21 protein-coding genes and 2 tRNA genes are annotated in these 24781 nt (G+C 63.7%); 7 read left to right on the top strand and 16 right to left on the bottom strand.

Annotated elements, in window-relative coordinates:
- Nucleotides 1-80 precede the first annotated feature (80 nt).
- Nucleotides 81-719 carry a GntR family transcriptional regulator gene (locus tag GUY30_RS11960; RefSeq protein WP_167197760.1) on the top strand — a complete coding sequence of 213 codons (639 nt, stop codon included), beginning with the start codon at nt 81-83 and terminating at the stop codon, nt 717-719.
- Nucleotides 720-1129: 410 nt separating this feature from the next.
- On the opposite strand, the gene GUY30_RS11955 is transcribed toward GUY30_RS11960, so the two are convergent.
- From GUY30_RS11955 to GUY30_RS11920, 8 genes are all read right to left on the bottom strand, one after another.
- Nucleotides 1130-2323 (bottom strand): alcohol dehydrogenase catalytic domain-containing protein, encoded by a 1194-nt coding sequence (locus tag GUY30_RS11955; protein WP_167200968.1) that lies wholly within the window; start codon nt 2321-2323, stop codon nt 1130-1132.
- Nucleotides 2324-2767: 444 nt separating this feature from the next.
- A complete protein-coding gene (gene nhaA, locus GUY30_RS11950; RefSeq protein WP_167197757.1) occupies nt 2768-4621 on the bottom strand; it encodes a Na+/H+ antiporter NhaA in 1854 nt (617 codons plus the stop codon).
- Nucleotides 4622-4910: 289 nt separating this feature from the next.
- Nucleotides 4911-4983, bottom strand: a tRNA-Lys gene (locus GUY30_RS11945).
- Between the two features lie 150 nt (nt 4984-5133).
- Entirely contained in the window at nt 5134-5454 is a 321-nt protein-coding gene (locus GUY30_RS11940) for a GroES family chaperonin (protein WP_082819400.1), read from the bottom strand.
- Nucleotides 5447-5731, bottom strand: coding sequence for a DUF3618 domain-containing protein (locus tag GUY30_RS11935; protein WP_062862037.1), 285 nt, complete (start codon nt 5729-5731; stop codon nt 5447-5449). Before GUY30_RS11935 ends, GUY30_RS11940 begins: the two co-directional genes overlap by 8 nt.
- A 96-nt stretch (nt 5732-5827) precedes the next feature.
- Nucleotides 5828-6550, bottom strand: coding sequence for an ASCH domain-containing protein (locus GUY30_RS11930; RefSeq protein ID WP_167197755.1), 723 nt, complete (start codon nt 6548-6550; stop codon nt 5828-5830).
- A 6-nt stretch (nt 6551-6556) separates the two neighbouring features.
- Nucleotides 6557-7957: a hypothetical protein gene (locus GUY30_RS11925; RefSeq protein WP_167197752.1), complete on the bottom strand. Its 1401-nt coding sequence runs from the start codon at nt 7955-7957 to the stop codon at nt 6557-6559.
- A gap of 385 nt (nt 7958-8342) precedes the next feature.
- Nucleotides 8343-10049 carry a hypothetical protein gene (locus tag GUY30_RS11920; protein ID WP_167197749.1) on the bottom strand — a complete coding sequence of 569 codons (1707 nt, stop codon included), beginning with the start codon at nt 10047-10049 and terminating at the stop codon, nt 8343-8345.
- Nucleotides 10050-10276: 227 nt separating this feature from the next.
- On the opposite strand from GUY30_RS11920, the gene GUY30_RS11915 reads away from it, so the two are divergent.
- From GUY30_RS11915 to GUY30_RS11900, 4 genes are all read left to right on the top strand, one after another.
- Nucleotides 10277-10349 (top strand) — tRNA-His (locus GUY30_RS11915).
- Between the two features lie 143 nt (nt 10350-10492).
- Nucleotides 10493-11338 carry a ribokinase gene (locus GUY30_RS11910; protein WP_167197746.1) on the top strand — a complete coding sequence of 282 codons (846 nt, stop codon included), beginning with the start codon at nt 10493-10495 and terminating at the stop codon, nt 11336-11338.
- Nucleotides 11339-11440: 102 nt separating this feature from the next.
- On the top strand, nt 11441-12334 hold the full coding sequence (locus GUY30_RS11905; protein WP_208091527.1) for a dihydrodipicolinate synthase family protein: 894 nt from the start codon (nt 11441-11443) through the stop codon (nt 12332-12334).
- A gap of 172 nt (nt 12335-12506) precedes the next feature.
- The gene (locus GUY30_RS11900; protein WP_167197740.1) at nt 12507-14657 is read left to right on the top strand and encodes a choice-of-anchor I family protein; all 2151 of its coding nucleotides are present in this window, start codon (nt 12507-12509) and stop codon (nt 14655-14657) included.
- A gap of 18 nt (nt 14658-14675) precedes the next feature.
- Here the strand turns inward: GUY30_RS11900 and GUY30_RS11895 are convergent, their stop codons facing one another.
- The gene (locus GUY30_RS11895) at nt 14676-15494 is read right to left on the bottom strand and encodes a siderophore-interacting protein (protein ID WP_167197737.1); all 819 of its coding nucleotides are present in this window, start codon (nt 15492-15494) and stop codon (nt 14676-14678) included.
- Between the two features lie 182 nt (nt 15495-15676).
- Complete coding sequence (locus tag GUY30_RS11890; protein ID WP_167197734.1) at nt 15677-17008, bottom strand: glutaminase; 1332 nt, start codon at nt 17006-17008, stop codon at nt 15677-15679.
- Between the two features lie 193 nt (nt 17009-17201).
- Here GUY30_RS11890 and GUY30_RS11885 point away from each other — a divergent pair, with 193 nt between their 5' ends.
- Complete coding sequence (locus GUY30_RS11885) at nt 17202-18062, top strand: hypothetical protein (protein WP_167197730.1); 861 nt, start codon at nt 17202-17204, stop codon at nt 18060-18062.
- A complete protein-coding gene (locus tag GUY30_RS11880; RefSeq protein ID WP_167197727.1) occupies nt 18062-18796 on the top strand; it encodes a hypothetical protein in 735 nt (244 codons plus the stop codon). Before GUY30_RS11885 ends, GUY30_RS11880 begins: the two co-directional genes overlap by 1 nt.
- 121 nt (nt 18797-18917) lie before the next feature.
- On the opposite strand, the gene GUY30_RS11875 is transcribed toward GUY30_RS11880, so the two are convergent.
- The 6 genes from GUY30_RS11875 to GUY30_RS11850 all read right to left on the bottom strand — a co-directional run bounded on the left by GUY30_RS11875 (nt 18918) and on the right by GUY30_RS11850 (nt 24753).
- On the bottom strand, nt 18918-19286 hold the full coding sequence (locus GUY30_RS11875) for an antitoxin (protein ID WP_167197724.1): 369 nt from the start codon (nt 19284-19286) through the stop codon (nt 18918-18920).
- Between the two features lie 139 nt (nt 19287-19425).
- A complete protein-coding gene (gene nhaA / locus GUY30_RS11870) occupies nt 19426-20712 on the bottom strand; it encodes a Na+/H+ antiporter NhaA (RefSeq protein ID WP_228281291.1) in 1287 nt (428 codons plus the stop codon).
- Between the two features lie 113 nt (nt 20713-20825).
- Entirely contained in the window at nt 20826-20975 is a 150-nt protein-coding gene (locus GUY30_RS11865; protein WP_167197718.1) for a hypothetical protein, read from the bottom strand.
- Nucleotides 20976-21124: 149 nt separating this feature from the next.
- Entirely contained in the window at nt 21125-22675 is a 1551-nt protein-coding gene (locus tag GUY30_RS11860; protein WP_228281289.1) for a SulP family inorganic anion transporter, read from the bottom strand.
- 26 nt (nt 22676-22701) lie between these two features.
- The gene (locus tag GUY30_RS11855; RefSeq protein ID WP_167197715.1) at nt 22702-23940 is read right to left on the bottom strand and encodes a M20 family metallo-hydrolase; all 1239 of its coding nucleotides are present in this window, start codon (nt 23938-23940) and stop codon (nt 22702-22704) included.
- 81 nt (nt 23941-24021) lie between these two features.
- On the bottom strand, nt 24022-24753 hold the full coding sequence (locus GUY30_RS11850; RefSeq protein WP_167197712.1) for an LmeA family phospholipid-binding protein: 732 nt from the start codon (nt 24751-24753) through the stop codon (nt 24022-24024).
- Nucleotides 24754-24781 lie beyond the last annotated feature (28 nt).

Genomic DNA, 24781 nt, shown 5'->3' with positions numbered 1-24781 from the left:
AGACGGGGGTCACACTTTTCTTCGTCGCTTTGTCGACGGACGGATGGGAGTTCGGGGTGCTGTTTCAGTAGGATGGAGAGGTGAATCACGATTCGTCCCTGGTCAACAGGCTCACTGACCGCCTCATCGCTGGAGAGCTGCGCCCCGGTGAGCGGCTGTCCGAAACCGCGCTGGCGAAGGAATTCGATGTTTCGCGCAATACTCTGCGTGAGGCGTTCCGGGTCCTCGGGGAGCAGGGCCTGGTCACGCATATCCCGCACCGAGGCGTCTCAGTGGCGTCACCGAGCACCGCCGATGTCGTCGACATCTACCGGGTGCGCCATCATGTCGAGTGCTCGGTGCTCGAGCACGCTCCGCGCAATCACCCGAACGCGGTGAGGATGGAGGCGGCCGTCGAGGCTGCCGAGAAGTTCGCAGCCGAAGAGAACTGGCTGGAAGTCGGCACGGCGAACATGGGGTTCCACAATGCCGTCGTCTCGCTGTCGGACAGCAGGCGGTTGATGCGCTCGTTTGCCAATGTGCTCGCCGAGCTGCGCCTGGCCTTCCTCAAGGTGGAGGTTCTCGACTTCCTCCATGCGCCCTTCATCGAGCGCAACCGCGAGGTGGTCGAGATCTATCGCTCTGATGGGCCGGGGGCCGCCGCTGCTAGGCTTGCCGTCTACCTCGGGGATTCGGAGAGACAGGTTCTCGGTGCCTATGCCCGCGCCGGTCAGGACTGAATTGGGAAGCTGGGGCTCGTGAGTGCTATTGAACCGGATTCGATGACGCCTCGAGCTGCGAATAGCGGTCGTTCTGAGGAGTCAGCTTGGACGCGCCTTTGAGCTTAGATGAGAAGGGGCCGTCGGAGACACCAACGTAAGCCTGCTTACGAGTGTGCTGCCAGTAGTCTGGAGCATCAATCCTTGAGCTCTTCGGAGTTGACCAGCTGGCCGATTGAAATCTGGCGGGTGGCAGAGTTGGCTCGCTAAGGTCACGACACCATCTAGCTTCGCGCGAAGACGTGTCAATCGACGTGAAGACAGACTGATCGGACAGTTAGTGCAGTTCGGGTGCCACCAAAGGTGGCACCCGAACCCGTTCTCAGATGTCGTTGAATGAAGCTTGCAGTCCTTCTGGAGGGTGGATCAGGTCAGGCTGGAATGAGCCCGTGCGGATCGATGATGAACTTGTCCGAAGCACCCTTATCAAAGGTTGCGTAGGCGTCTGGAGCATCGTCGAGGCTGATGATCTTCGTGTTGAGCATGTCGCTGAGGTACGGCATGCGGTCCCAGAGAATGGCCATCATCAACTCGCGGTTGTAGTGCATGATCGGTGCCTGGCCGCCCGAGATTCGAGGTGACTTGATCCATGCTTTTCCGAAGTCGAGTGGGAAAGTTCCTTCCTGCTCTGCTTTCGACTCTGCAAGCGGATCGGGTCCGTAGACTCCGATAATGCCGGTGGCTCCGCCAGGTCGGGTAGCGTCCATGACTTGATTGATCGCGTGCGCGGGATCCATATCATTGGCGTCACGACCGATTCCATGTGCTTCCGAGCCCACGTAATCTACCGCACAATCCACCATGGGCTCGCCTAGAATAGCTTCGATCTGATCGGTCAGAGGAACATCCTCGTTGAGGTCGATAGTCTCGCAGCCGTTCTGCTTCATCAGATCGAGGCGGTCCTTGTGGTAGTCGCCGACAATGATGCATGACGCTCCGAGGAGGCGAGCTGCCGCTGCCCCGCACCGGCCGACAGGTCCTGCACCGGCAATATAGACCGTGGAGCCTGGCTTGGCGCCGGCCTCCATGAGTCCGTGGAATGCAGTGGGAAGAATGTCTGACAAGAGGGCCAAGTCGCGGATCTTCTCCATGGCCTGGTCCTTGTCTGGGAAGCGGAGCAGCTGAAAGTCGGCATAGGGCACAAACAGGTATTCCGCCTGTCCACCTTGCCAATTGCCGAGGTTGAACCCGTAGGCTGCGCAGGCGACATCTGGATTCGTCGTCTCGCAGATTTCCGTCCTGCGCGCCCGGCAATTGCGACACCGGCCGCAAGCGACATTGAACGGCACCGAGACGAGATCGCCTTCTTTGAGGAAAGTGACGTCGGATCCGAGCTCAACTACCTGGCCTGTCATTTCGTGTCCCATGACCATGCCTTGGGGCACTGGGAAGGAGCCACGGTAGATGTGGAGGTCGCTTCCGCAGATATTCGTAGCGACGATTTTCAATATGACACCGTGCGGTGCTTTTGCTCCGTCGGGCATCTCCAGTTTTGGGAAGTCGAGATTTTCGACCTGCATGTCTTGTGGATTAGCGAACACTACTGCGCGATTGCCATCAGCCATGATTTTCGTGTCCTTCCATAGGATGGTCATCCAGCTTTCTGCTGGAACTTGCATGCGAAAGCGTTTATTTTTCGCCTGCTGGTTCAGCCTAGTTGAATCGCCCCAGGGACAACAGAGGCAGGGAGATGGGAGGAAGGGGATTCTCTGTTGCCAGTGAAATACACCGACGAGTTCAAGGATCGTGCCGTCGAGCGCGTCGTCCGTGCCGAGGCCGATCTGGACGTCGCAAACGGGGCAAACACGCAATACGTGGTCGTGGCCTGGTGCAACAAGACCCGACTGCACCCAGCGACAGGGTGCCGCCCGCCACTCGAGGTCCATTCGGAGTGGATCAACCAGTCCGCGACAGAACCCGCGGCTGCCAAGGAGACCAGAATAGGAGCCTCTGTGAAACCCGCGGCTTGACAGGCCTCGGTAGTAGTCGCCGACCCCCTCACCATCCTTTCAGCGGGGTGCCTCCTGGGTACGTGTGCCGCGCCTCCTCGCTTCGAGCGCCGCAGTCAACGTCCGGGCGTCATAGTCGCCCAACAGGCGCCGACCTTCGACAAAGAACGTTGGGGTGGCATGAGCACCGCTGGCCTCGGCACTCACGAGGTCGCGGTTGACTCGTTGCGCGACATCCTCGCTGTCCATGTCTTGGATGAAGCGATCGACGTTCAGCCCGAGCTCTTCCGCATAGGCAAGGAGATGCTCCCGCTCGAGCGCGTCCTGGTGTGTGAATACGAAATCGAGCCATCGCCAGAACTCGCCTTGGTTTGCAGCTGCTTCAGACGCTTTTGCAGCCAATGGCCCGTGTGGGTGGTGGGGAAGATGTCGCACTACGTAACGAAGATCGTCGCCGAATTGCGCGCGCAGGTCCTCCCAGGAGCCAGTGGCGTGTGCACAGTACTCGCACTCGAAGTCGATATATTCGACCAGAGTCAGCTTGGCGTCCTGCGGGCCGCGAATGTGATCGACTTCGGGATCGACCGTAGGATCGAGCACCATGGGCAGATCTGCAGTCTCCTCACCCCACCGCTTGGCAGCGATCTTGAAAATCAACCAGCCCAGGGCAACGGCGAGCACCATGGAGACCAGGACACCCACAGTCGCCTGTCTCCCGAGATCAGTTGTCGAGCCGAAGGCAAGTCCGATGACGAGCAGAGAGACGGTGAACCCGATGCCTGAAAGCGCTGCACCGCCGAAGACGCTGCCCATTCCCACTCCTTCTGGCGGTCGGCCAAGACCCATCCGGACTGCCAGCAGAGTGGCAAAGCCAATTCCAAGAAGCTTACCGAGTACGAGGCCGGCAATGACTCCCCAGGTCACGGATGAGCCGAGGGAATCAGCGAGCAATCCACCTCTGAGGTCGACGCCGGCATTGGCGAGTGCGAAGATCGGCACGACAAGCAGCGCAGTGGGCCGGCGAAGGACTTCGTGCATTCTCTCGTTCACCGAGATCCCCCGTGCGAGGCCGCGGTTGACACCGCGCGCCGAGGCGGCGCTGGGCGACTGCCAGAAGTCACGGAAAAGCTGGCGGGCAGCAACTACCTCGTGGCGCTGGGTAGGGTAGGCAGGGATGAGCAGCCCGGCTATCATGCCCGCGAGTGAAGCATGAACCCCGGAAGAGACAGTGGCGAACCACAGAACAATCACAATGATCACATAAGGCCCCGTAATCCACTGTCGTGAACGGCCAAGCGCCCACAAGCCGATGAGGCAGGCTAGAGCGATCAACAATGGGACAAACTTGATCTCATCGCTGTAGACAATGCCAATGATCGATACTGCCAGGAAGTCATCGACCACTGTCAGGGTGAGGAGGAAGACACGCAACTGACCTGACAGTCGTGGACCCACTATTGCCAAAGCGCCGAGCATGAACGCTGTATCCGTTCCGACGACAGCTCCCCATCCGCCAAGTCCGCTACCGCCGGACAAGCTGACGACAACCGCATACACGAGAGCCGGGAGAGCGACGCCTGCGACGCCAGCTATCAAAGCGAGTTGAGCACGACTTCGATCGCGCAAAGATCCGTGCGCGAACTCTTGCCGCACCTCTAGTCCGACAACAAAGAAGAAGATCACCATGAGTCCGTCGTTGATCCAGTGGTGCAGAGTCATATGCATGCCCACGGGACCGACATCGAAGCCGACCTCCTGATGCCAGAGCGCGAAATAGCTTTCAGATAACGGCGAGTTCGCCCATGCAAGCGCCAATACTGTGACCAGCGCCAGAAACATCGCCGATCCGGACTCTGTTCGTAGACTGCGTACGATTTGACCGAGACCTGGCTTACGGTCAGCGAAGTTCTGCATGGAGGAAGTCTATCTGAACTTGCTGTTGTAACTTCATGCCGAGGCACCCGAGGACCAGTGGTCGTTCGGTGCTCCCTGGGCCTGGCTATCATCGTGTGGCGCCCCGAAGGTGGCGAAACTCCAGATGGGCTGGGAGGAGACGATCGGCTTCTCAGGGACCGAAAGCAGTGTCGAGGCTGACACGTCCAGTCCAGACCCACATCTTCGCCTACAGCCCACGGTCTCTTCGCAGGAAAGAGAACAGAAAACCGCCACCCGGATGATCCGAATGGCGGTTGTCAGTGTGCTGTGCACCCCCCGGGACTTGAACCCGGAACCCACTGATTAAGAGTCAGTTGCTCTGCCAATTGAGCTAGAGGTGCGTGCCGCGCATCCTGCGCAACGAGAATTAATATTACTCAGGTGTCTGCCGATCATGCAAACCGAGATCGGCCCATATTCGATTTTGTGATGAAGGTCGCAAGCCCCAGGTCAGAGTCCCTTTCCATGGGGCTGCGAACCCCAAAGGATCCCTACAGGTACATCCCGGAGCTCGACTGTTCGGCCGGTTCGGAGATCGCGTGGACGTCGCGCTCGCGCAGCAGCACATACGCGCGTCCCTCGAGCTCCACCTCGGCGAGTTCCTCGGGATCGTAGAGGACGGTATCGCCGAGGTTGGCCTGCCTCACATGCGGGCCCGCTGCCACGACCTTGCCCCACACGAGGCGTCTGCCCATGCTGGCGGTGGCGGGAATGACGATGCCCGCCGAGGATTTGCGTTCCCCGGCTTCCGCGCTGGGTTCGAGCAGGATCCGGTCATGGAGCATCCGGATCGGAAGGGCGGCTTCAGCCACGCTTGCGACCGGAGAGTCCGACGATGAGGGCGGCCACACCGAGGACGGCACCGGCACCGAGTGCGATGATCTCGGGCTTGGGGGAGCCGTCTTCCTCGACGACCTCGGACTTCGCCTTGTTGACGGCGCGCGTCGCCAGCACCTTCGGGTGGATGCGGCCGACGAGCTCATCGATGTTCTCGGCGATGCGCTCCTCGCGCAATCGGATCGACTCCGCGAGCTGTGCGGTTGTCGCCTGGTCGACGGTCACATCTGAGGTGTAGACGTTGTCAGTCATCGGGTCGAGTCCTCCCGGTCGAGAATGCTTTGCTGCGTCTGTGACCTTGTGCCACAGTGCTTCGCTGTCCAGCTTAGCGGCTGGGCACTGCGAGTGTCAGATATCGGCCGCGGTTCGACGGAATCTTACGATGTCGACGTTCGCGTCCGCGGGCATGGTCGGGCAGTGCCCGCGGAGATTGGCGATATACCGTTCCAATCCACCCGGGCGGGTGAGGTCGAGATCCTCAGCTCCCAGTTCGTCGAGTCGCTTCACCATCACCGAGGCGACTTCCATGGGAATCGTGCCATGCTCGGTGTTCTCGAAGCAGGCCAGAGCTGGCCCCGTGCGATGGCCTTCGTTCCACCGCACAGTGAGCGTCTTCGTCCCGTTCGTGACCGCGTCGACGTAGCGCGCGTGGAACCTCAGCAGCCGTGCGGGTGCAGAATCCGGATGTCGGTAGGAGTATGGGAGCAGAGCGGGGACCGTGGCGATCGACGGTTCGCCCGTGGTGTCATCCGGAGCGATGACGAGGGCATCGGGATGGAGGTCGAGGAGGACCTGTCGGCATCGTCCGCACGGAGCCAGCAGCCCACGGCCTTGGTCGCCGACCGCGGCGATAGTGACGAGCGGACCGGCGTTCGCGGCCGCGGCGGTGCCGATCGCGACGAGTTCCGCGCAGGGTCCACCGTTGAAGTGGTGGACGTTGACACCGGTGTGGATTCGCCCGACAGTGTCCATGGCGGCAGCGGCAACGGTGTGGTTCTCATCCGGCCTGAGGCCGCGTACGAGTTCTTTAGCGGCGGCGATTACGCGCAGCTCTGAGTCGAAGAGGTCCATTCGGCCTCAGTCCTGTTTTCCGCGGCGTCCCATGAGGTAGATGATAATCCCGACTGCTGCCATACCGGAGGCGGCGAGAACGAAGATGGGCCAGGAGCTGACGATCGTGGAGATGATGGATTCGCCGAACGAGGTCGCTGGATTCTGATTGGCCCTCGGGGACGGCTGATCGCCACCCGTGATGAGGTCCGTATCGTCTTTGGGCGTCTGTTCGTCTGGGTTGCGAGGAACCGGATCCGAATAGTCGGGGCGTTCTGCGCCCTCGTCATCTCCGGGCAGAAATTCATCACCTGCGGTGCCGGGGATGGTTTCGCGTTCATCGGGGGAGCCGTTGCCGTTCGCCGGGTCCGGTGTGGTGCCGTCGGCGTCGGAGGCGCCGATCGGTGATCCGGAACCGTCTTTGTCCGAATCCTTCTCTTCGTCCTCGTCGGAATCCGAGTCGGAGCCTGAGCTGTCGGAATCGCTGCTGCGTGAGCCGTCGGAACCTGAACTGGTGTCGGTGTCAGATTCCCTGCCGTCGGAGTCTTTGTCGGTCGAGGAGTTGCTCCGATCCTTGGAATCGGAGTTCGTCGAAGTGTCGCTGTCGGATGAGGTGTCACTGTCGGCAGACGATTTGCTGTCGGATGCAGCGCTGTCAGAATCGCTGCCGGTGTCGCTGTCGGCGCTGGAGCCGTCGGAGTCCATGTCCGCCGACTTCGACGAATCACTGTCGGCAGTGGACTTCGCGCTATCCCCGGCGGTAGGAGAGCCGTTGTCTGAGCCGTCCTTGCTCCCTTCTGAGCCTGCAGCTCCGTTCTTGGAACCATCTGCTTCATCACTGGAGGACCCGTCATCCGAATCTGGGTATCCACGACCAGAGACGACTGTGACTTTTCCGTCTTCCACATCGAATTTCCATTCGGGGTCGTCAGTGAACCCGGTGAAACGTACCGGTTCTCCACCGCTTGCTGGCACAACGAAGCCGTCTGAGCGGAGCCTCAGGTCATCTGGGACATCTGCCTGAGAAGCCGCGGATGGCAGAGGATTCCCGCTGTCATCAGTATCGTCCCCGGAGGTAGTCGATTGCGAGGAGTCTTGGACCGGAAGACGCACGGGCTGTCCCTTCCGAAGTTTGAATTTCTCTTCCTTCCAGCTCTTGGGCATGCTGCCCGGCTCATTTGCGGGCGAGGGAAGTTGTAAGGTCTGGTCGTCTTCATCCCAGTGTGCGGGGAGCGGTGCCTCGACCTCGCAGGGTCCGTCGGCGCTTGGAGTCAGTTCGTCTTTTTCAGCTGAAGCGCAGGCCTTGTCGCCGCCGGGCTCGTCATCGCCGCCGTCCGAATCACTGTTGGTACCCTTGCCTGACTCGTCTTTGTCGGCGGAGTCTGCACCGGTGTCGCTGTCCGCGGCCTTGATTGAGTCGGAACCCACATCCGTCCCATCGACACCTCCGGTCGCCTCGGTGGCGGTCGACCCGGCGTCTGCGGCGGTCGTGGGACTCGGTTGAGCGACGGCAGGTGGCGAGGTGAGAGTCCCCGAGAGAGGAAGTGCGGCCAGGGCAAGCGCAGCGCCGATTGCGGCGGCTCTGCGGCTGAACCGGTGTGAGACTGGCACTACGTTCCTTCGCGGTGGGGATTCCGACTTTATTGGGTCAAGGGGACATGACGTTCAGACACATCGGTGCCCATCTTAATGTCTCGACCAGATGTGTTAAAGCCGCTGGCGTGTTTCGCCGTGGCGCGGGATCCATGACCGAGCGGCGGTTCGCAACCGGCGCCCGGCGGCGGGAGGCCCCTCCACAGAGCTAACGATCCTGCTAGCGATCCTGCTTGTCCGACTTCTTCGGATACGCCCGAACGGTCGAGTCGTCGCCGAGCACCAGTGCCTCGTTGCCGTCGTCGATGACCGCCAGCAGATCGGTGTCGGTCTTGAACGCTTGTTTGCCGGCGAGCAGACACGAGGTGTTCGTGTCCATCGTGCAGGGGACGATGGATCCGCGCGGTTCGGAGAGGTGGATGTCACGGCTGGAGACGTCCATCAGCAGCAGACCCGACTCCAGATCGAAGAGATACGGACCGATGTAGGCGCGTTTTCCGGCCTGTCCGCGCACCCAGGACTTCTCACCGACGATGTCGGTCGTCGTCGTCACGGTCGACAGGATCGAACCGTCCTCGAGGGAGTGGACGACAAGCTGGATCCTGTGGCCCGAGTTCGTCGAGGCGCCCTGCTCGCCCCACAGTGTGATCGCCTTGCCGTGGCCGGCCGAGATCCAGTCGATGATCTTCAGTTCGTCGCCGGGCCTTTCGAGCTTGATGCTGCGCTCGTCGCCGGTCTTGATGTTCTTCGCCTTGACCGGGCCGTTCCAGTCGGAGCTGTAGAGCTCATCGTCATCGATGGCCATCGGCGTCGAACCGGCCTGCGGGGTGGGCACGTCTTCCAGTCCCTCGGCCCCGAAGGTCGAGAGCTTGTTGCCCGACTTGATGAGCACACTCTTGCCGGCCGAGGTGATGCGTGCCTTCTCCGGCAGCTCGTAGCTCTTGGGCTTCGAGTCTCCGTCGAAGAGCGCCTCGGCGGTGTCGCCCGCCTGCCACAGCAGGGCCGGACGCCCGTCGATGACGGTGTCGACGGCGAAGGTCGGGGACTGATCGATCTTCGTCTTGTACCGAGTCTTGCCGGTGTCGGCGTCGAGGACTTCGAGGCGGCCGTCGTTGACCAGCAGGACCCCGCGATCGGAGGCCGTCACCGAGGCGTCCTCGGGCACCTCGGCTTCCCACTTGGGGGAATTGTCGTAGCTGGGAACAACGTCCTGAGTCTTGTCGACGGAGAGTTCGGACGCGGGATTGACCTGCTGTTCCGAGCCGATCGTCTGCGGGGTGTCGGGGGAGTCGACGGGGACGATATTGGGAACGACGAATGCGCCGATCATGAGGATCGCCAGACCGATGAGCACGAGCCCGGGAACGGTGATCTTCTTCAGCCGCTGCGGGCGGTTGCGAGCCGATCGTCTGCGCACCGGTGTCTTCTTCACCGTCGGCGCAGCCGGTGTGGCTGGTCCGGAGAACGGCGTGCCCATCGGGTAGGCCTCGCCGTTCGAGCCTGACGAATCGTCCTGGGCGACGTAGCCGTTCTGCCCGCCTGAGGACTGGCCGGACCGGCCGTTCGTGCTCTGGTCGGCAGGATCCGAAAGTTCGGCATTCTCCGATTGCCCGGCCGAATTTCCGGCCGATTCAGTCGAACCAGCTGCCGACCCATCCGTGGACGGAGCGTTCGACGATTCGTCCGGAGCCGCCTCGGTGGGGGTGTCCTGTTTGGGGACGGCCCCGACTCTGCCGTTTTCGTCGATGCCGATCTCGGTGGTCTTCGTGCCGTCGTCGATCGTGACGGTCAGGGGAGTCGCGGTCTCCTTAGCGTAGTCGCCGAGGTAAGAGATGGCCTGCCCGGTGTCCGAATAGCGACTCGTCGCCCCGTTGAGGGTGGTGTAGGTGAACCCGTCATCGGAGACGGCGATCAACGCACGAGGCATGTACAGGGTTCCTTGACAGTTATCGAGGGCAGGGCCGAGTCAATACTAATGAATGTCGAGGGTCGCTCCTACCAGTTTTCCGAAACCGTTATAGATCGCTACTGAATCGTTGCATGTAATGAGATCTGCGTCTCATCGGGAATCGTGGGCGGTTCTGGTTTGCCCGGGTCAAGCGGGTGCGGTTAAGATGTATCTTGCTGTCTGCGCCTGATGGTGCAGCGCATGTGGTGGGTATAGCTCAGCTGGTAGAGCGCCGCGTTGTGGTCGCGGATGTCGCGGGTTCAAGTCCCGTTACTCACCCCGATCGGGAAGCCCCGTGATCCGTGCGAACGGATCACGGGGCTTCTCTCATCCCGACAGCTTGCCCACTGTGTGCCCACACTTTCCCACCCCAGGTTGCCGACGGTCGTCCTCGATCGACCCCGATCGCCGATAATGGGGACATGACCATCGATGGCTCCCTGACGGTCGTCGGCAGCATCAACGCCGACATCACCGCCACCACGTCCCGACTCCCCGCCGCCGGTGAGACCGTGGGAGGCGGCCGGCTCAGCAGGTCGCCCGGCGGGAAGGGCGCGAACCAGGCCGCAGCTGCCGCCCGCCTCGGTGCGCGGACCCGCATGATCGGCGCGGTCGGCCCCGATTCCGACGGTCAGGCGATGCTCGACGCCCTTCACTCTGCCGGCGTCCTAACCGATGACATCGCCGAGGCGACCGCCGAGACCGGGACCGCGCTCATCATGGTCGACGCCGCCGGTGAGAATCAGATCGCCGTGTGCGAAGGTGCGAATGCCGAGGTCAGTCTCGCCGGCATCGAATTCTGCGCCGACGAGGCCGTGCTCACCCAGCTCGAGATCTCCCTCGACCTCATCGTCGAACTCGCTGACCGGGTGCCCGGATTCCTCGCCGTCAATGCGGCTCCCGCCATTCCGCTGCCCGCCGAGGTGGTCGACCGGGCCGATCTCATCATCGTCAACGAATACGAGTACTCCCAGCTGCCGCAGCTGAAGGCCGCGAAGCTCGTGGCCGTCACCTTCGGGGCGAAAGGATCGGCGTTGCTGAGGCACGGCCAACAGATCGCCTTCGCCGAGGCGGTCCGAGCCAACCCCGTGAGCACTGTCGGCGCCGGGGACGCCTATTGTGCGGCCCTGACCATCGGGCTGACCAGCGGGCTTGAACCCGAACGCGCACTCAGAGCGGCCAACGCCGTGGGTTCAGCGGCTGTGGAAGTGGCATCCGCCCAACCGGAGTTCGATCGGCTCGAGACCTATCTGCCGGTCATCGACTGACCTGACAGACTGGACGAAAGCGGATCCATCCACTGTCGCCACCCGGGATCCGCCGCCACATGAGGAGGATCATTGACGAACACCCCCGCGCACGACCCGTCCCTGTTCACCGGGCTGAGCGCCTTCCCGCTGACTCCGCTGAAGGGTGATTCCCTCGACGAGGATGCCTTCGTCGGACTGATCGAACGCCTCGTCCTCGCGGGAGTCGATTCGATTACGGCGCTGGGATCGACCGGTTCGTACGCCTACCTCAATATCGAGGAGCGCGCCCGGGTCGCGCAGCTGAGCGTCGAATCCGCTCTCGACATCCCCGTCTTCATCGGCGTCGGGGCACTGCGGACGAGGGACGTGCTGGCCAATGTCGCGTTCGCCGAAACCGCGGGAACCCAGGGGCTGCTGCTGGCACCGGTGAGTTATCAGCCGCTGACCGACGACGAGGTGGTCGAACTCTTCCGCACGGTCACCGAATCCACCGACCTGCCCGTCGTCGTCTACGACAACCCGGGCACCACGCACTTCACGTTCACCACAGAGCTCTACTCTCGTCTGGCCGCGCTCGACGGAGTGGCTTCGATCAAAATCCCCGGGGCGCCGGCCTCACCTGCCGGATGGGATGAGCGCATCGGTGAGATCCGCGCAGCCATCGGTGACGAGGTGACGATCGGCATCTCCGGCGACGTTCACGGCGCGGAGGGCCTCATCGCCGGCTGCGATGCCTGGTACGCGGCAGTCGGCGGAACCCTTCCGGAGCCGCTGCTCGAGATCACCCGGGCCGCCGAACTCGGCAATGCCGATCTCGCTCGCGAACTCTCCGCCGAGCTGCAGCCGCTGTGGGATCTGTTCACCGAGGTCGGGGGAAGCCTGCGCGTGACCGCAGCCATCGCCGAACACCTCGGGCTCGTGGGCGCGGGCAGCCTCCCTCTGCCGCTCCGCGACCTTGATGAGGCGGCCAAGCGCAAGGTCGCCGAGGTGGCCGAGAGCCTCGACCTCGCCTGACCAGCCACCGGCTCCAACCTCCGGCTCCGACCTCCGGCTCCGACCTCCGGCTCCAGGTGAACGAGTTCACGATCCGTCCACCTGCGGTTCGGAATCGGTCCATTCCGGGGGCCTATGAATAGGTGCTTGTGGGTTCAGTCGGCCCGCGACGCCCATTCATCCCGGAGAACCGATGACGATCCCACTGTCTGCGAAGACGCTCACGGCCTCGGCAGCCGCCCTCCTGCTGGCCACCGGCTTCACCGTCGGCGGCACGGTGCCGAGCACGAGCCCCGCTCACGCCGCAGAGGTGGACGACCCCATCAGCTTCTCGGCCGAGGATGCACAGATCGAGATGGGCTTCCTCGGCTCCCACGAGACCGGACAGTTCGACGAATCCGCCGCCGAGATCACCGCCGTCCACGGCGACACGGTCTTCACCGTCAACGCGCAGGCGGCCACAGTCGACGTCATCGATGCATCGGATCCGACAAACCCGAAGAAGGTCTCCGAGATCACCGGCACCGGGGTGGCGAACTCGATCTCCATCCGCGAGGACGGACTCGGCGTCATTGCGCTCGAGGACGAGGACAAGACGCAGCCCGGAACCGTGATGTTCTTCGACGCGAACGACCCCGAGGCGGACATCCTCGGCGAGGTTCCCGTCGGATCCCTGCCCGACATGGTCACCGTCACCCCCGACGGCACTCACGCCCTGGTGGCGAACGAGGGCGAACCGGCCGACGATTTCTCGACCGATCCAGAAGGTTCGGTGTCCGTCATCGACCTCCCCGCCGAGGTGGCTGCGCCGTCGGATTCGGATGTGCACACCGCGGACTTCCACGAATTCGAGGACGGGGGAGCGAAGACGCTGCCGGAGGATGTGCGGATCTTCGGACCGACCCCCGAAGACGACCTGCCGATCTCGCGCAACCTCGAACCCGAATACATCACCGTCGCAGGAAGCAAGGCCTACGCGACCCTGCAGGAGGCGAACGCGCTCGCGGTCGTCGACATCGCCTCCGCCGAGGTGGAGGACATCCTCCCGCTGGGGCTCAAGGACCATGGGCAGGCCGGCAACGGACTCGACGCCTCCGACCGTGACCCCGAGGATGCCCCGACCGTGAACATCACGGAACACGAGGGACTCAAGGGCGCGTACATGCCCGACACGATCTCGACGTTCACCTCCGGCGGCACCGACTACCTCGTCACCGCGAACGAGGGCGACTCACGCGAATGGGGAGACTTCGTCGATGCGGCCAGGGTCAAGGACCTCGGCGAGGACGGTCTGGCGCCGGTGTGCGAGACCTCGCCGCTTAAGGACAAGCTCGGCGATGAGGATCTCGGACGGCTGAACATCATCACCGATCTGGGGCTCAACGAAGCCGGTGACTGCTATGAGGAGCTCGTGGCGTTCGGTGCCCGCTCGTTCTCCGTGTGGACGACCGACGGAAAGCTCGTCGCCGATTCCGCGGATGAGTTCGAACGTCTGACCGCCGAGGCTGTGCCCGACTTCTTCAACTCCAACCATTCCGAGTCGAACCTCGAGGGACGCAGCGACGACAAGGGACCCGAACCCGAGGCGCTGACCATCGGCGAGGTGGGGGAGACGACCTACGCGTTCGTCGGCTTCGAACGCATCGGCGGAATCGCGGCCTTCGATCTCAGCAATCCCGGTGACCCGAAGTTCGCGACCTACTTCAACAACAGGGACTTCTCCATCTCGGCCGAGGACGAGATCGAGGACGCCTCGGATTCTGCTGCGCTGCTCTCGAGCGCCGGTGACCTCGGGCCGGAGGGCATCACTTTCCTCAGCGCGGATGAGTCGCCGTCGGGCGAGGCGGCACTCGTCGTCGGCAACGAGGTCTCGGGAACCACGAGCCTCTACTCGGTTGCCGACCTCGCGAACGGCGGGGACGACGGGGACGAGAACGGCGAGGCCGATGCCGGCGGAGACGAGAAGAACGCCAGTGCTGATGAAGATGCGGGCGCTGACCAGGAGGCAGGCTCCGAGAGCGACGTCGACACCGAGGCCGGTGCGAACGACAACGCTCAGGCCGAAGCTGGCAGCGATTCCGAATCAGGCGCTGATGGGGCGGAGTCGGACAGCGGCTCTGGCGCCAGTGCGGGCAGCGACTCAGCGGGCAGCTCGCACGCTGGCTCCGACACCAGCTCCGACGCAGGATCGAACGCTGACGGCTCCGAGAGCCCGAACGAGGCCGACGGCGATCCGCTGCCGCGCACCGGTGCCGACCTCGGTCAGTACCTCATCCTCGGCGGCATCGCTGTCGGACTCATCGCCCTCGGCACAGCAGCCTTCTTCGTCACGCGCCGCCGCTGAGTTCGCTAATCAGGGAGCTCAGTCGATCTGGCCGATGGGTTCGCGCTTCTCGGCCTGGAACTGATCCTCGGCGCGGCCGCGGGCCCAATAGGCCGAGATCGACAGTGCCTCCCGCGGCACTTCGTGTTCCTTGAGGATCTTGCGGATGACCTTGATCGTCTCGCGCTCGCCGTGGGCGAAGACCTGCGGAGTTCCCGCACGCCACTCGAGTCCCTCGACCGCAGCAATGAGTTCCTCTTGCGAGTCCACCCATCTCACCTCTATGCCAGCGGGCGCCTCGGGCAGAACCCGATCGGCTTCGTCGGTGACACAGGCCAGGACAACTCCGGTGGCTCCGGCGGGCATCGCCTCGATGGCGGAGCTCACCGCCGGGATCGCGGAGTGGTCGGCGATGAGCAGGTGCCAGGCGGACTCGGCAGCGGGGGCGTACTTGCCGCCCGCTCCGGAGAGGACGAGCGTATCCCCGGGCTTCGCGTTCTTCGCCCAGGGTCCGGCGATGCCGTCATCGTCGTGGATGACGAAGTCGATGCTCAGCCACTTCTCCTCGACATCGATCTCTCGCACCGTGTACGTGCGGCGACTCGGCAGCTTCTCGGGGGACTGCTCGCGCAGCTCCGCCAGATCGTAAGGCGGGACGAGTCCATGCGCCGGATCGGCGAAGAGGAGTTTGACGTACTTGTCGGTCGCATCGTTCGAGTCGATGTTGTCGAAGGTGTCGCCACCGAGGCGCAGCCGCACCAGATGCGGGCTGACCTCGGTCGCCTCGAGGACGGTGAGCACCACCTGCTGGCGGGCGGGTCGTGCAGTGCGCTCTGGGGTGTTGGGTGCGGTCGTCACAGGCGGCCTTTCTCAAACGGGGTACCCCTGAAAGCTCAGGTCGACTTCGGAGGGCGAAGCCGCCTCGGCGCAGGGATTCGGTAAGGCTCACCTTATCAAACCCGTTCCAACGGCCGACCTCGGGTCTCAGCGGACGGTTTCGCACCGTTCCTGCCGCTGGCCTCGACCACCCGCCATGGCCGTCAGTGGGCGCGGTCGGCCATCTCTCGGCGGCGATCGTCGCGGATGCGTTTGAGTCCCTTGACCGATTTGAGAGAATCGAGGATCTGCACGCCGGGAAGCGGGGAGTTCGGTCCCTTGCACTGCATCATGTCGTCGGGGTCGAGCAGCACCACGCGGATTCCGTCGTCCTTCATGCGCGACAGCGCCTCGGTGAGCATGCTCCGGGCGATGGAGTTGATCTCATTGACTCGGCGCAGGTCGAGGACGAAGGTGTTCGTGGTGGAACCGGGCTCGTCCATCGTGCGCAGGACGTTCTCCGAACCGCTCCACTGGATGAGGCCCTGCAGGCTGCAGATGCGGACCATCTTGCCCTCGGAATCGACGAAGCGACGGTCACGGCGGATGATCGAGCGGGCCGGTTCCGGTGCATCCATGATGTGCAGGCTCAACCGGTCGGAGAGGTCCTGGAAGATCTTCGACCCGCGGACGCTCGTGCCGTGCTTGTCCAGGCGCGGAGAGAACGTGGCAATGCCGACCTGACCTGGCATGACGCCGAAGACGCCGCCGGAGACGCCGCTCTTGGCGGGAATCCCGATCTCCGTCATCCAGTCGCCTGCCGCGTCGTACATGCCGCATGTCATCATGACCGCGAGCACCTGCCGGTTGACCCTGGGAGAGAGCACCTGCTCACCGGTCAGCGGATTGATCCCGCCCCCGGCGAGGGTCGAGGCCATGATGGCGAGGTCCTTGACGGTGACGGTGATCGAGCATTGTTCGATATAGCCGCGGACCACCTCGTCGGGGTCGTCGTAGAAGATGTCGTAGGACCGGAGCATGTTCGCGATGGCGACGTTGCGGTAAGCCTCACGCCATTCGCCGTCGGCCACCGAGTCGTCGATCGTTAACTCTCGGCCGGCGAAGCGGGAGAGCCCGGCACGCACGATCTCCGTGCGTTCGGCCAGTCCTGCACCGGGATCGCCGAGGATGGAGTGGATGGTCATGGCCCCGGCGTTGATCATCGGGTTGAGCGGGCGGCCGGACTTCTTGTCCAGGGAGAGCTCATTGAACTTCTCACCGCTGGGTTCGACGCCGACCTTCTCGAGGACTCCGGCCAGACCCTCCTGTTCGAGGGCGAGGCCGTAGATGAAGGGCTTCGACATCGACTGGATCGAGAACTCGTGGTCGGCATCGCCGGAGGTGTATCCGACGCCGTCGAGGGTGGAGATGCAGATCGCGAGCTTCTCCGGATCCGCTGCTGCGAGGTCCGGGATGTAGTCCGCATTCTCGCCGGACCGATCCGGTCGGAATCGGTCGAGCGTCTCATCGAGGAAATCCGGAATGGGCGATCGCATGGCACCTCCTGCTGCAGTAGTGGTCGGTCGGCACAGCGTGGCTTGACGCAGACTGCCATTCTCACACACTCGCTCGCTGCCCGCTGTGTGTCGGTGACTGAGCCGATGAATCGGCCGATCCGGTCCTGGCATGTTCCAGGTCTGGCACCGAATGTGCGGCTCCTGTGACGGGTCCTGACCCTAGTGTGAAGTCATGACCCGTTCCAAGCTGCTCCTCCTCGTCGGCATCGCGTTCACCGCCGTCGCTGTCGTCGTCATCGGCGTGATCGTCACCGCGCTGGTGCTGCGGTCGGCACCGCCGGACCCGGAGACCGAACGTCTGTCCGAGCATGCGCTGACCCCGCAGGAATCCATCACCGAGGTGGCCCCGCAGAGGGACGGGACCGTGCAGATCCGCCAAAGGCTGATCTACGAGACCCCGCCTGAAGGCGGAGAACCGGTCGGTCTGTGGATCAGTGATGCAGGAGTGGGTCGGAATCCTCAGACCGGGAACCGACTGGCGATGATGCCGAAACTGTCTTCGCTCAGCGCCGTCGAGCTGAGCACAGCCGACGACTCGACTCGGACCTCACCGAAGACACTCGGAGAGTTGGACATCGCCGTCGATGAAGAGAGGGAGCAGGGCTTTGACCCCCCGGAGGCGCACTTCAAGTTCAACCCGGAGGATTCCGACGGAAAGACCGGACAGTGGAGCGAAGGCCGACACGTCATCGAACTCGAATACGTCCTCGACGAGGTATTCATCACCGTGGCCGGCGAGGATGTCTTCGCCGTGCCCATCCCCGTGATCGGCAATGGTCAGCACACGCAGAAGACACACACTTTGAACATCGACACCGACGGGCCGGTGCATTGTCCGGCCGACAACGTCGACTTCGAACTCGGTGATGGCTGCGACGCTGCAGCATTCGCACGAGTCGATGATGGTGAAGACTCGGAGGCCGGCGCCCGCGTGGTCTGGCGGGAGTCCCTGACCGACAGTCATGACGTCATCGCCTTCACCCCTCCCGCAGGAATGACTGCATCCCCGATCCGTGCATATGAGAGGCAGTGATGAGAGAGATCAAACGAGGAACCAGGCGCCGCCGCGGTTCGTCCTCGCTGGCAGCGCTCGCCCTCACCGCGATGATCGTGACCGCGGTTGCCGTGCCCAGTTGGGTGGACGCAGCACCGAATCCGTTGCGCAGCAAAACCGCTGAGCACACGCTCAGCATCGCCGCCGATGGCAGCTACTCGGTGCGGCTGGACACGAGATTCGAGCTCGCGCGGGATATGAAATGGTCGTTCGGCGGTGACATCCACGACGGATTCCGCCTGCCAGATACTGAGTCCCTGCTGCCGCCGTACCTGCGGACGGATTATTCGAATCCGCGAGGAACCATCGATTCGACCAAAGCGGAGGCGTCCATCGAGAAAGAGCTGCATTCCGTCGACATCGGCTTCTCCACGGACAAACTCGCTGCAGGATCTCACCGCGGCGTCCTCGACTACGAGGTTGCCGGGGCGGCGGTGCCGGCCGCAGACGTCCACGGGAAACAGGGCCGCGGCATTGTCGTGTACTTCCGGCCCTTGGACCGCGGCGACCTCGTCATCGAGTCCGAGGCGCCGATCACCGCCGTCGACTGTGAGGTCATCTCTCCGCACAGCGAGTCGTGCGGCGAGAAGAAGGGAGATGGGTGGGAGGTGTCGGGCGAGGAGCTGCTGCGCGATCACACCGCCATCGACGCGGTGCGGATCACGATCGACGCCGACCCGGCATCCCTGCCGACCCCGGAGATCGATTCCTGAGTCTGCGTTGCCGACCGCACTGCGTCTCTGCCTCTGCTGTGTCGCAGGGCACCGCCGAACAGAGTTCGAGCCCCTGCCGTGGTCGGCAGGGGCTCGAACAGCTGATGCAGAAGATCAGTGGTCAGCGGCTTCCGGCTGATCCATTGTCGCCGTCGAAGCCATCGTCACGACGGTTCGCTCCGCCGGTCTGATCGTCTCCGCGGACGTCGTTCCCGCGAACGTCGTTGCGGTTCGCGCCACCGGGCTGATCGTCTCCACGGTTCGTTCCACCGGTCTGGCCACGGTCATTGCCGATGGCGTTATCCGCCGCATCCCGGGCCTTCTTGATCTTGTCCGAGTGCTTGCCCCCGGTCAGCGAGTCGGCGACGCCGGCGGCTTTGTCGAGGACTGAGTCAGTGATCTTCTCGCCCTTGTCCGAATTGAGTTTGTCCTTGACCTTGGGATCATTGGCGAGGTTCTTGGCCTTGTTGAGAAACTTGTCGAATGCCATGGCACGGTCCTTCTCAGTTGGTCGAATGCTCTGTCGATGTTGGTCGTCGGGATGAACAGGGACGGTTCGAATCCTAGTGCGGCAGTCTGTGTCGGAACTGGCAATCACATGATGCGGATTCGCCGGTCACCGACCTCCTTCACTCCTGCGACAGGCGACGGTGATGGGCATTACGGGCAGTGAGGATGAGCGCGGCGAGTACTGCCGAGAGCAGAGAGGCGCTGAGAACGGCGACCTTCGCAACATCGTGTTCGACCGAACCGGCGGTGAAGCTGAGTTCGGCGACGAGGAGAGAGACGGTGAAGCCGATTCCGGCAAGCAGTCCGATGCCGGTGAGGTCGGCCCAACGTAGGCTGGGATCCAAACCTGCGGTGAACCGGCTGACCAGCCATGTGGAGGCGAGGATGCCCACCGGCTTGCCCACGACCAGTGCCGCCATGATTCCGTAGGTCAGGGGATGGGAGAACGCCGATACCAGGCCGTCAGTTCCTCCGATATCGACACCGGCGGCGAAGAAGGCGAAGACCGGGACGGCGAGCCCGGCCGACAGCGGTCGTATACGGTGTTCGAGCGCCTCGGCGAGGTCGATTCCGGACTGGGCCTCGCCTTCGCATGAGTGACCGCCGGAGGCAGCGGGCGTTTGGTTCGAAGCACGGCCGACGACTGCGGGGATCGTGAAACCCAGCAGCACTCCGGCGATGGTCGCGTGGACACCTGAGGCGTGCATGAGCGCCCAGGCGACGAGCCCGAGGGGGAGGAGAACGACCCATGTGGCCCAGGCGCGCTCGACGAAGATGCGACGGAAACGACTTGCGATGAGTCCGTAGACGATGACGACTCCAAGCGCGGTGGCGAGGGGGAGAATCGCGATGGTCTCGGTATAGAAGATCGCGATGATGGCGATCGCCAATAGGTCGTCGACCGCGGCCAGAGTCAGCAGGAAGAGACGCAGAGCCTTGGGCAGATGGGATCCGACGATCGCGAGGACGGCCACTGCGAAGGCGATGTCGGTCGCGGTGGGAATGGCCCAGCCGCGCATCAGCTCCGGGCGGGTGAGCAGAAAGGCCGCGCAGATGAGGGCGGGGACGAGGACTCCACCGGCCGCCGCAGTGATCGGGACGACGGCGGTGCGGAGCCGGCGCAGGTCACCGCGGGTGAATTCCGCCTTGAGTTCGATGCCGACGAGGAAGAAGAAGACCGCGAGCAGTCCGTCGGAGGCCCACTGCCCGATGCCCAGCCGCAGGTGCCAGGGTTCATAGCCGAACTCCCAGTCTCGGATCGCGAGGTATCCGGCCGATGCCGGAGAGTTGGCCCAGATCAGAGCGGCAGCAGCGGCGATGAGGAGCAATGCGCCGCCGACGGTGTCGCGGCGCAGCGTCGCAAGCAGGCGGGAACCGGGAGATGTGGCGAGGGAAGGTGAGGTCACGATGATTCCATTTCGTTGCCGGAGTCTGTGCATGTCCGGCCCGAAATGTGCGAGTGGTCGCCCCGTCAGGTCACCGCTAGGTCGCCGAGGCGGGGGCGAGTGTCATCTTCTGCTCAGGGAGAGGGCCGGAGTGGTGATCCGGCAGGCAATGGGGCAGTGCCGGAGAGCATCATGCCCCAGGAGGTGATGTAGCCGTTGGTGCCGGAATGTCCGAGCACCCACACCTGCGGCCTGAAATCGGCGCCGCGCATGGTGGAAATCATCCGTTGCAGTCTAACCGACCCTCTGCACACCGCGTCAACGGGAGATAAGTGTGGCCAGATTGCACGCTTCGGGCGCGAAAATGGCAATCTGGCCACACTTATCGGGGGAGCTGAGGGCACACGAGCCTCTGCGCAGCGTCGCCGGGGACCTACCCCAGCCCGCCGGAGAGCCGAGCATGCAGTGTCTCGGTATAGGCGTTCATTCCGGTGATCTCCACGCGCGTGCCCAGCGCTTCGTACTTCGTCACGATCGCGTCGAGGGCGGCCACGGTCGACGCGTCCCAGACATGTGATTCCGTCATATCGATGACGACGTGATCGGGATCGTGCGTGTATCGGAACTGAGTCGTCAGATCGTTCGACGAGGCGAAGAAGAGCTCGCCGCGGACCACATAGCGGGCAACCGCCTCGGTGTCGGTGGAATCGTCCCCATCCGGACCTGCCGCGGATCTGGTGATCGTGCGTTCGACGGTGACGAAGTGGGCGACCCGCCGAACGAAGAGCACACTGGCCACGAACACTCCGACGACGACGCCGATGGCGAGGTTGCCGGTGGCGACGACGACCGCAACGGTGGCGATCATGACGAAGGTCTCGGACTTCGGCAGCATCTTCAGCGTCGAGGGGCGGATCGAATGCCAGTCGAAGGTGTCGACGCAGACCATCATCATGATTGCAGCGAGCGCGACCATTGGGATCATGCCCACGACGTCGCCGAGCACGACGACGAGGATGAGCAGGAACGCTCCGGCCATGAACGTCGAGATCCGGGTCCTCGCACCCGAGGCACGGACGTTGATCATCGTCTGCCCGATCATCGCGCAGCCGCCCATACCGCCGAAGAGGCCGGAGATCATGTTCGCGGCACCCTGGCCCCAGGACTCGCGGGTCTTGTTCGAGTGCGTGTCGGTGATCTCGTCAACGAGTTTGGCGGTCATGAGCGATTCCATCAGCCCGACCAGAGCCATGGCCAGCGAATAGGGCGCGATCGTGGTGAAGGTCTGCCAAGTCAGCGGGATGTCCGGAATGAAGAGCTCGGGCAGGCTGCGAGGCAGCTCGCCCTGATCGCTGACGGTGGGGACATCGATGGCGAAGACGATGGCGATGCCGGTGATGAGCACGATCGTGACCAGCGGCGCCGGCACGATCTTCGTCAGCTTCGGCATGAACACGAGCACGACGATGCCGATGGCCAGCAGCGGGTAGACCATCCACGGCACTCCGATGACGTGGGGGACCTGAGCTGCGAAGACGAGGATCGACAGGGCGTTGACGAACCCGACCATGACGCTGCGGGGGATGAACCGGATGAGCTTTGCCACGCCCGCCACTGCCAGCAGGATCTGGAACACACCGGCGAGCATGACGGTGGCGATGAACATGTCCATCCCGTGCTCGCGGGCGACGGGGGCGATGACGAGCGCCACCGCTCCGGTTGCCGCCGAGATCATGGCCGGACGCCCGCCGAGGAACGCGATCGAGGTCGCCATGATGAAAGCGGAGAACAGCCCGACCTTCGGATCGACCCCGGCGATGATCGAGAACGCGATCGCCTCGGGGATGAGGGCGAGCCCGACGACGAGTCCGGCGAGGACCTCACGGGTGAGCAGCCTCGGTGAGGTCAGTGCGTTCAGGACGGTCGGGTCGGGGCGGTAGCGTCTGGAGTCGTCGGCGGTTTCGGCGGGAATGGGAGTCGTCACGACCGGAACATTACCCGCCCCCGCTATCAGTCGCGACTGCGGCGATCGATGCGCAGAACGGTTTCGAGCAGGACAGAGATGCCGGGCATGATGTCGGCGAAGTCGGTGAACTCCTCAGGGCAGTGGCTGCGTCCGTCGACGGAAGGCACGAAGATCATGCCGACCTGGGTCTTCGCTGCGATGATCCCGGCATCGTGTCCGGCTCCGGAGAACATCGTGGATCGAGTGAGCCCGAATTCGTCGGTCACCTCGGTGATAGTCGAGGTGATCGACTCGTGCAGGGGGACCGGCGCATCATCGGTGGTCCACTCGATCTCTGCCTCGACTCCGCGCTTCTCGGCCTCCGTGCCGGCCGCAGCGGTCAGGCGACGCTGTGCGTCGTTGAGCCAGGAGCCGTCAGGGCCGCGGAACTCACCTTCGACTTGCGCGATCTGCGAGACGACATTGACGGCTTCGGGAGTGAAGCGGATCTGTCCGCTGGTGCCGCGGGTGTTCGTCCCCGATTCGGCGATCGATTCCACGGCGAGCACCGTTCCGGCCGCGGCGCAGCCGGCATCGGCCCGCACGTCCATCGGGGTGGTGCCGGCATGGTCCTGGCGGCCGGTGAAGAGGGCCCGGAAGTGGTTGATTCCCGTGATCGTCTCGACAACGCCGATCTGTCGACCGGCGCGTTCGAGCTCGGGGCCCTGCTCGATGTGAAGTTCGAGGAACGCAGTGACTGGAGTGAAATCGTAGGCCGAGCTGAGGAACTCCTCAGGGTCGATGCGTGAGTCCGGCAGAGCCTCGGCGAGGCTGCGCCCGTGCGGGTCCGTGACCGCCAAGGTGCTGCGGTCGACCTGACCGGTCATCGCGCGGGAGCCGACACAGAAGAGACCGAACTCGTTGGGCTCCTCGTTGAAGAACACCACGACCACAAGATCGTGATCGACGCGGATGCCGTGCTCCCGGATGAGCCGCACCACCTCGATCGCGCCGAGCACCCCGACGATCCCGTCGAAGCGTCCGCCGCCGTCAACGGTGTCGGTGTGCGAGCCGAGCATGATCTGTCGACCACCGAGGCGACCGGGCAGCACTCCGATGACATTGCCGGCACCGTCGATGCGGGTGTCCATCCCGGCCTGCCGCATGAGCCTGCGTGCGAATTCTCGACCCGAGACGTCGAACTCGCTGAGGGCACGTCTCGTCCAGCCGGGACGCTCGGAGTCGGTCAGCGTCGACAGCTCGGTGAGTTCGGAGGCGACGCGTTCGCTTACGGGATTGATCATGCTCATCATTGAGTCCTCTCTTGAGCCGATGCCGGGGAGTCCGCGCACCAGAATCGACGGCGCGGGTTCAGCCGTGTTCGTCTACTGCATGCTGACCCCGGACCCGTGGAGGCGGACCTGCAGGCCCGAGTCGGTGGCGGTGATGTCGGTGAGTTCGAGTCCGGCGGGCAGGAAGTCGAGATCGATGACGATATCGGAGATCGCCGAGGTGAGGAACGCCGGCAGACGGTCGAGGGGGAACTCCGCCGACCCCAGCTTGATCGTCGTCGCGTCGACGACGGCCCGTCGTCCGTCGGCCTTCGGGTCGATGCCCACGAGCAGATCCTGACCGAACATCGACCCCTTGAGGAAGAGCTCGTCTCCGACGGTGGTGAAGGACATCCCCTCGGGCAGGTTCGCATGCTCGGCGGCGAGTTCGTCGAGGGTCGAGTGGGGGAGCACCGCCGTACCGTCGACGGTGCCGATGGGCTTCGACCCGCTGGTCGGAACGTCATAGAGTTTCGCATCGACATCGGTGAAGTCGACACCCTCATAGGTCGCCTCGTCGGCGGTGACATGCACCGAGTTCAGCTCCCGGGAGGCCAGCTGCGTGAGGACGAAGAAGCCGTCGACGGAGACCTCGGTCTCACCGTAGTCGGCGAGCCCGTCGGCGATGCGCTGCTCCGTGGTGTAGTCGACGATGCGGTCGGCCGCGATCACACCGATGATGAGGGTGAGGACGATGACGACAGCGGAGACGATGAGCGTCGTCCGCCGGCTGCGACGTCGTGGCCGGTCCGGCTGCGGGTACTGAAGAGTCTGCGCCGTGGTCATGGGCTCTATTGTTCCGCACTCGCCGATC

The organism is Brevibacterium pigmentatum (assembly GCF_011617465.1).
In the GTDB taxonomy this organism is placed as follows: Bacteria; Actinomycetota; Actinomycetes; order Actinomycetales; family Brevibacteriaceae; genus Brevibacterium; species Brevibacterium pigmentatum.
The sequence above is the reverse complement of the archived record's forward strand: the minus strand, read 5'-3'. Positions and strand labels throughout refer to the sequence as shown.

Excerpts from the sequence above, each read along its gene's own strand:
- GUY30_RS11875 (WP_167197724.1), bottom strand. The coding sequence starts at position 19,286 with ATGGCATTCGACAAGTTTCTCAACAAGGCCAAGAACCTCGCCAATGAT.
- nhaA (WP_167197757.1), bottom strand. The coding sequence starts at position 4,621 with ATGCAGAACTTCGCTGACCGTAAGCCAGGTCTCGGTCAAATCGTACGC.
- GUY30_RS11955 (WP_167200968.1), bottom strand. The coding sequence starts at position 2,323 with ATGGCTGATGGCAATCGCGCAGTAGTGTTCGCTAATCCACAAGACATG.
- GUY30_RS11935 (WP_062862037.1), bottom strand. The coding sequence starts at position 5,731 with ATGACTGACAACGTCTACACCTCAGATGTGACCGTCGACCAGGCGACA.
- GUY30_RS11850 (WP_167197712.1), bottom strand. The coding sequence starts at position 24,753 with ATGACCACGGCGCAGACTCTTCAGTACCCGCAGCCGGACCGGCCACGA.
- GUY30_RS11910 (WP_167197746.1), top strand. The coding sequence starts at position 10,493 with ATGACCATCGATGGCTCCCTGACGGTCGTCGGCAGCATCAACGCCGAC.
- GUY30_RS11920 (WP_167197749.1), bottom strand. The coding sequence starts at position 10,049 with ATGCCTCGTGCGTTGATCGCCGTCTCCGATGACGGGTTCACCTACACC.
- GUY30_RS11855 (WP_167197715.1), bottom strand. The coding sequence starts at position 23,940 with ATGATCAATCCCGTAAGCGAACGCGTCGCCTCCGAACTCACCGAGCTG.
- GUY30_RS11880 (WP_167197727.1), top strand. The coding sequence starts at position 18,062 with ATGAGAGAGATCAAACGAGGAACCAGGCGCCGCCGCGGTTCGTCCTCG.
- GUY30_RS11865 (WP_167197718.1), bottom strand. The coding sequence starts at position 20,975 with ATGATTTCCACCATGCGCGGCGCCGATTTCAGGCCGCAGGTGTGGGTG.
- GUY30_RS11885 (WP_167197730.1), top strand. The coding sequence starts at position 17,202 with ATGACCCGTTCCAAGCTGCTCCTCCTCGTCGGCATCGCGTTCACCGCC.
- GUY30_RS11890 (WP_167197734.1), bottom strand. The coding sequence starts at position 17,008 with ATGCGATCGCCCATTCCGGATTTCCTCGATGAGACGCTCGACCGATTC.
- GUY30_RS11900 (WP_167197740.1), top strand. The coding sequence starts at position 12,507 with ATGACGATCCCACTGTCTGCGAAGACGCTCACGGCCTCGGCAGCCGCC.
- GUY30_RS11930 (WP_167197755.1), bottom strand. The coding sequence starts at position 6,550 with ATGGACCTCTTCGACTCAGAGCTGCGCGTAATCGCCGCCGCTAAAGAA.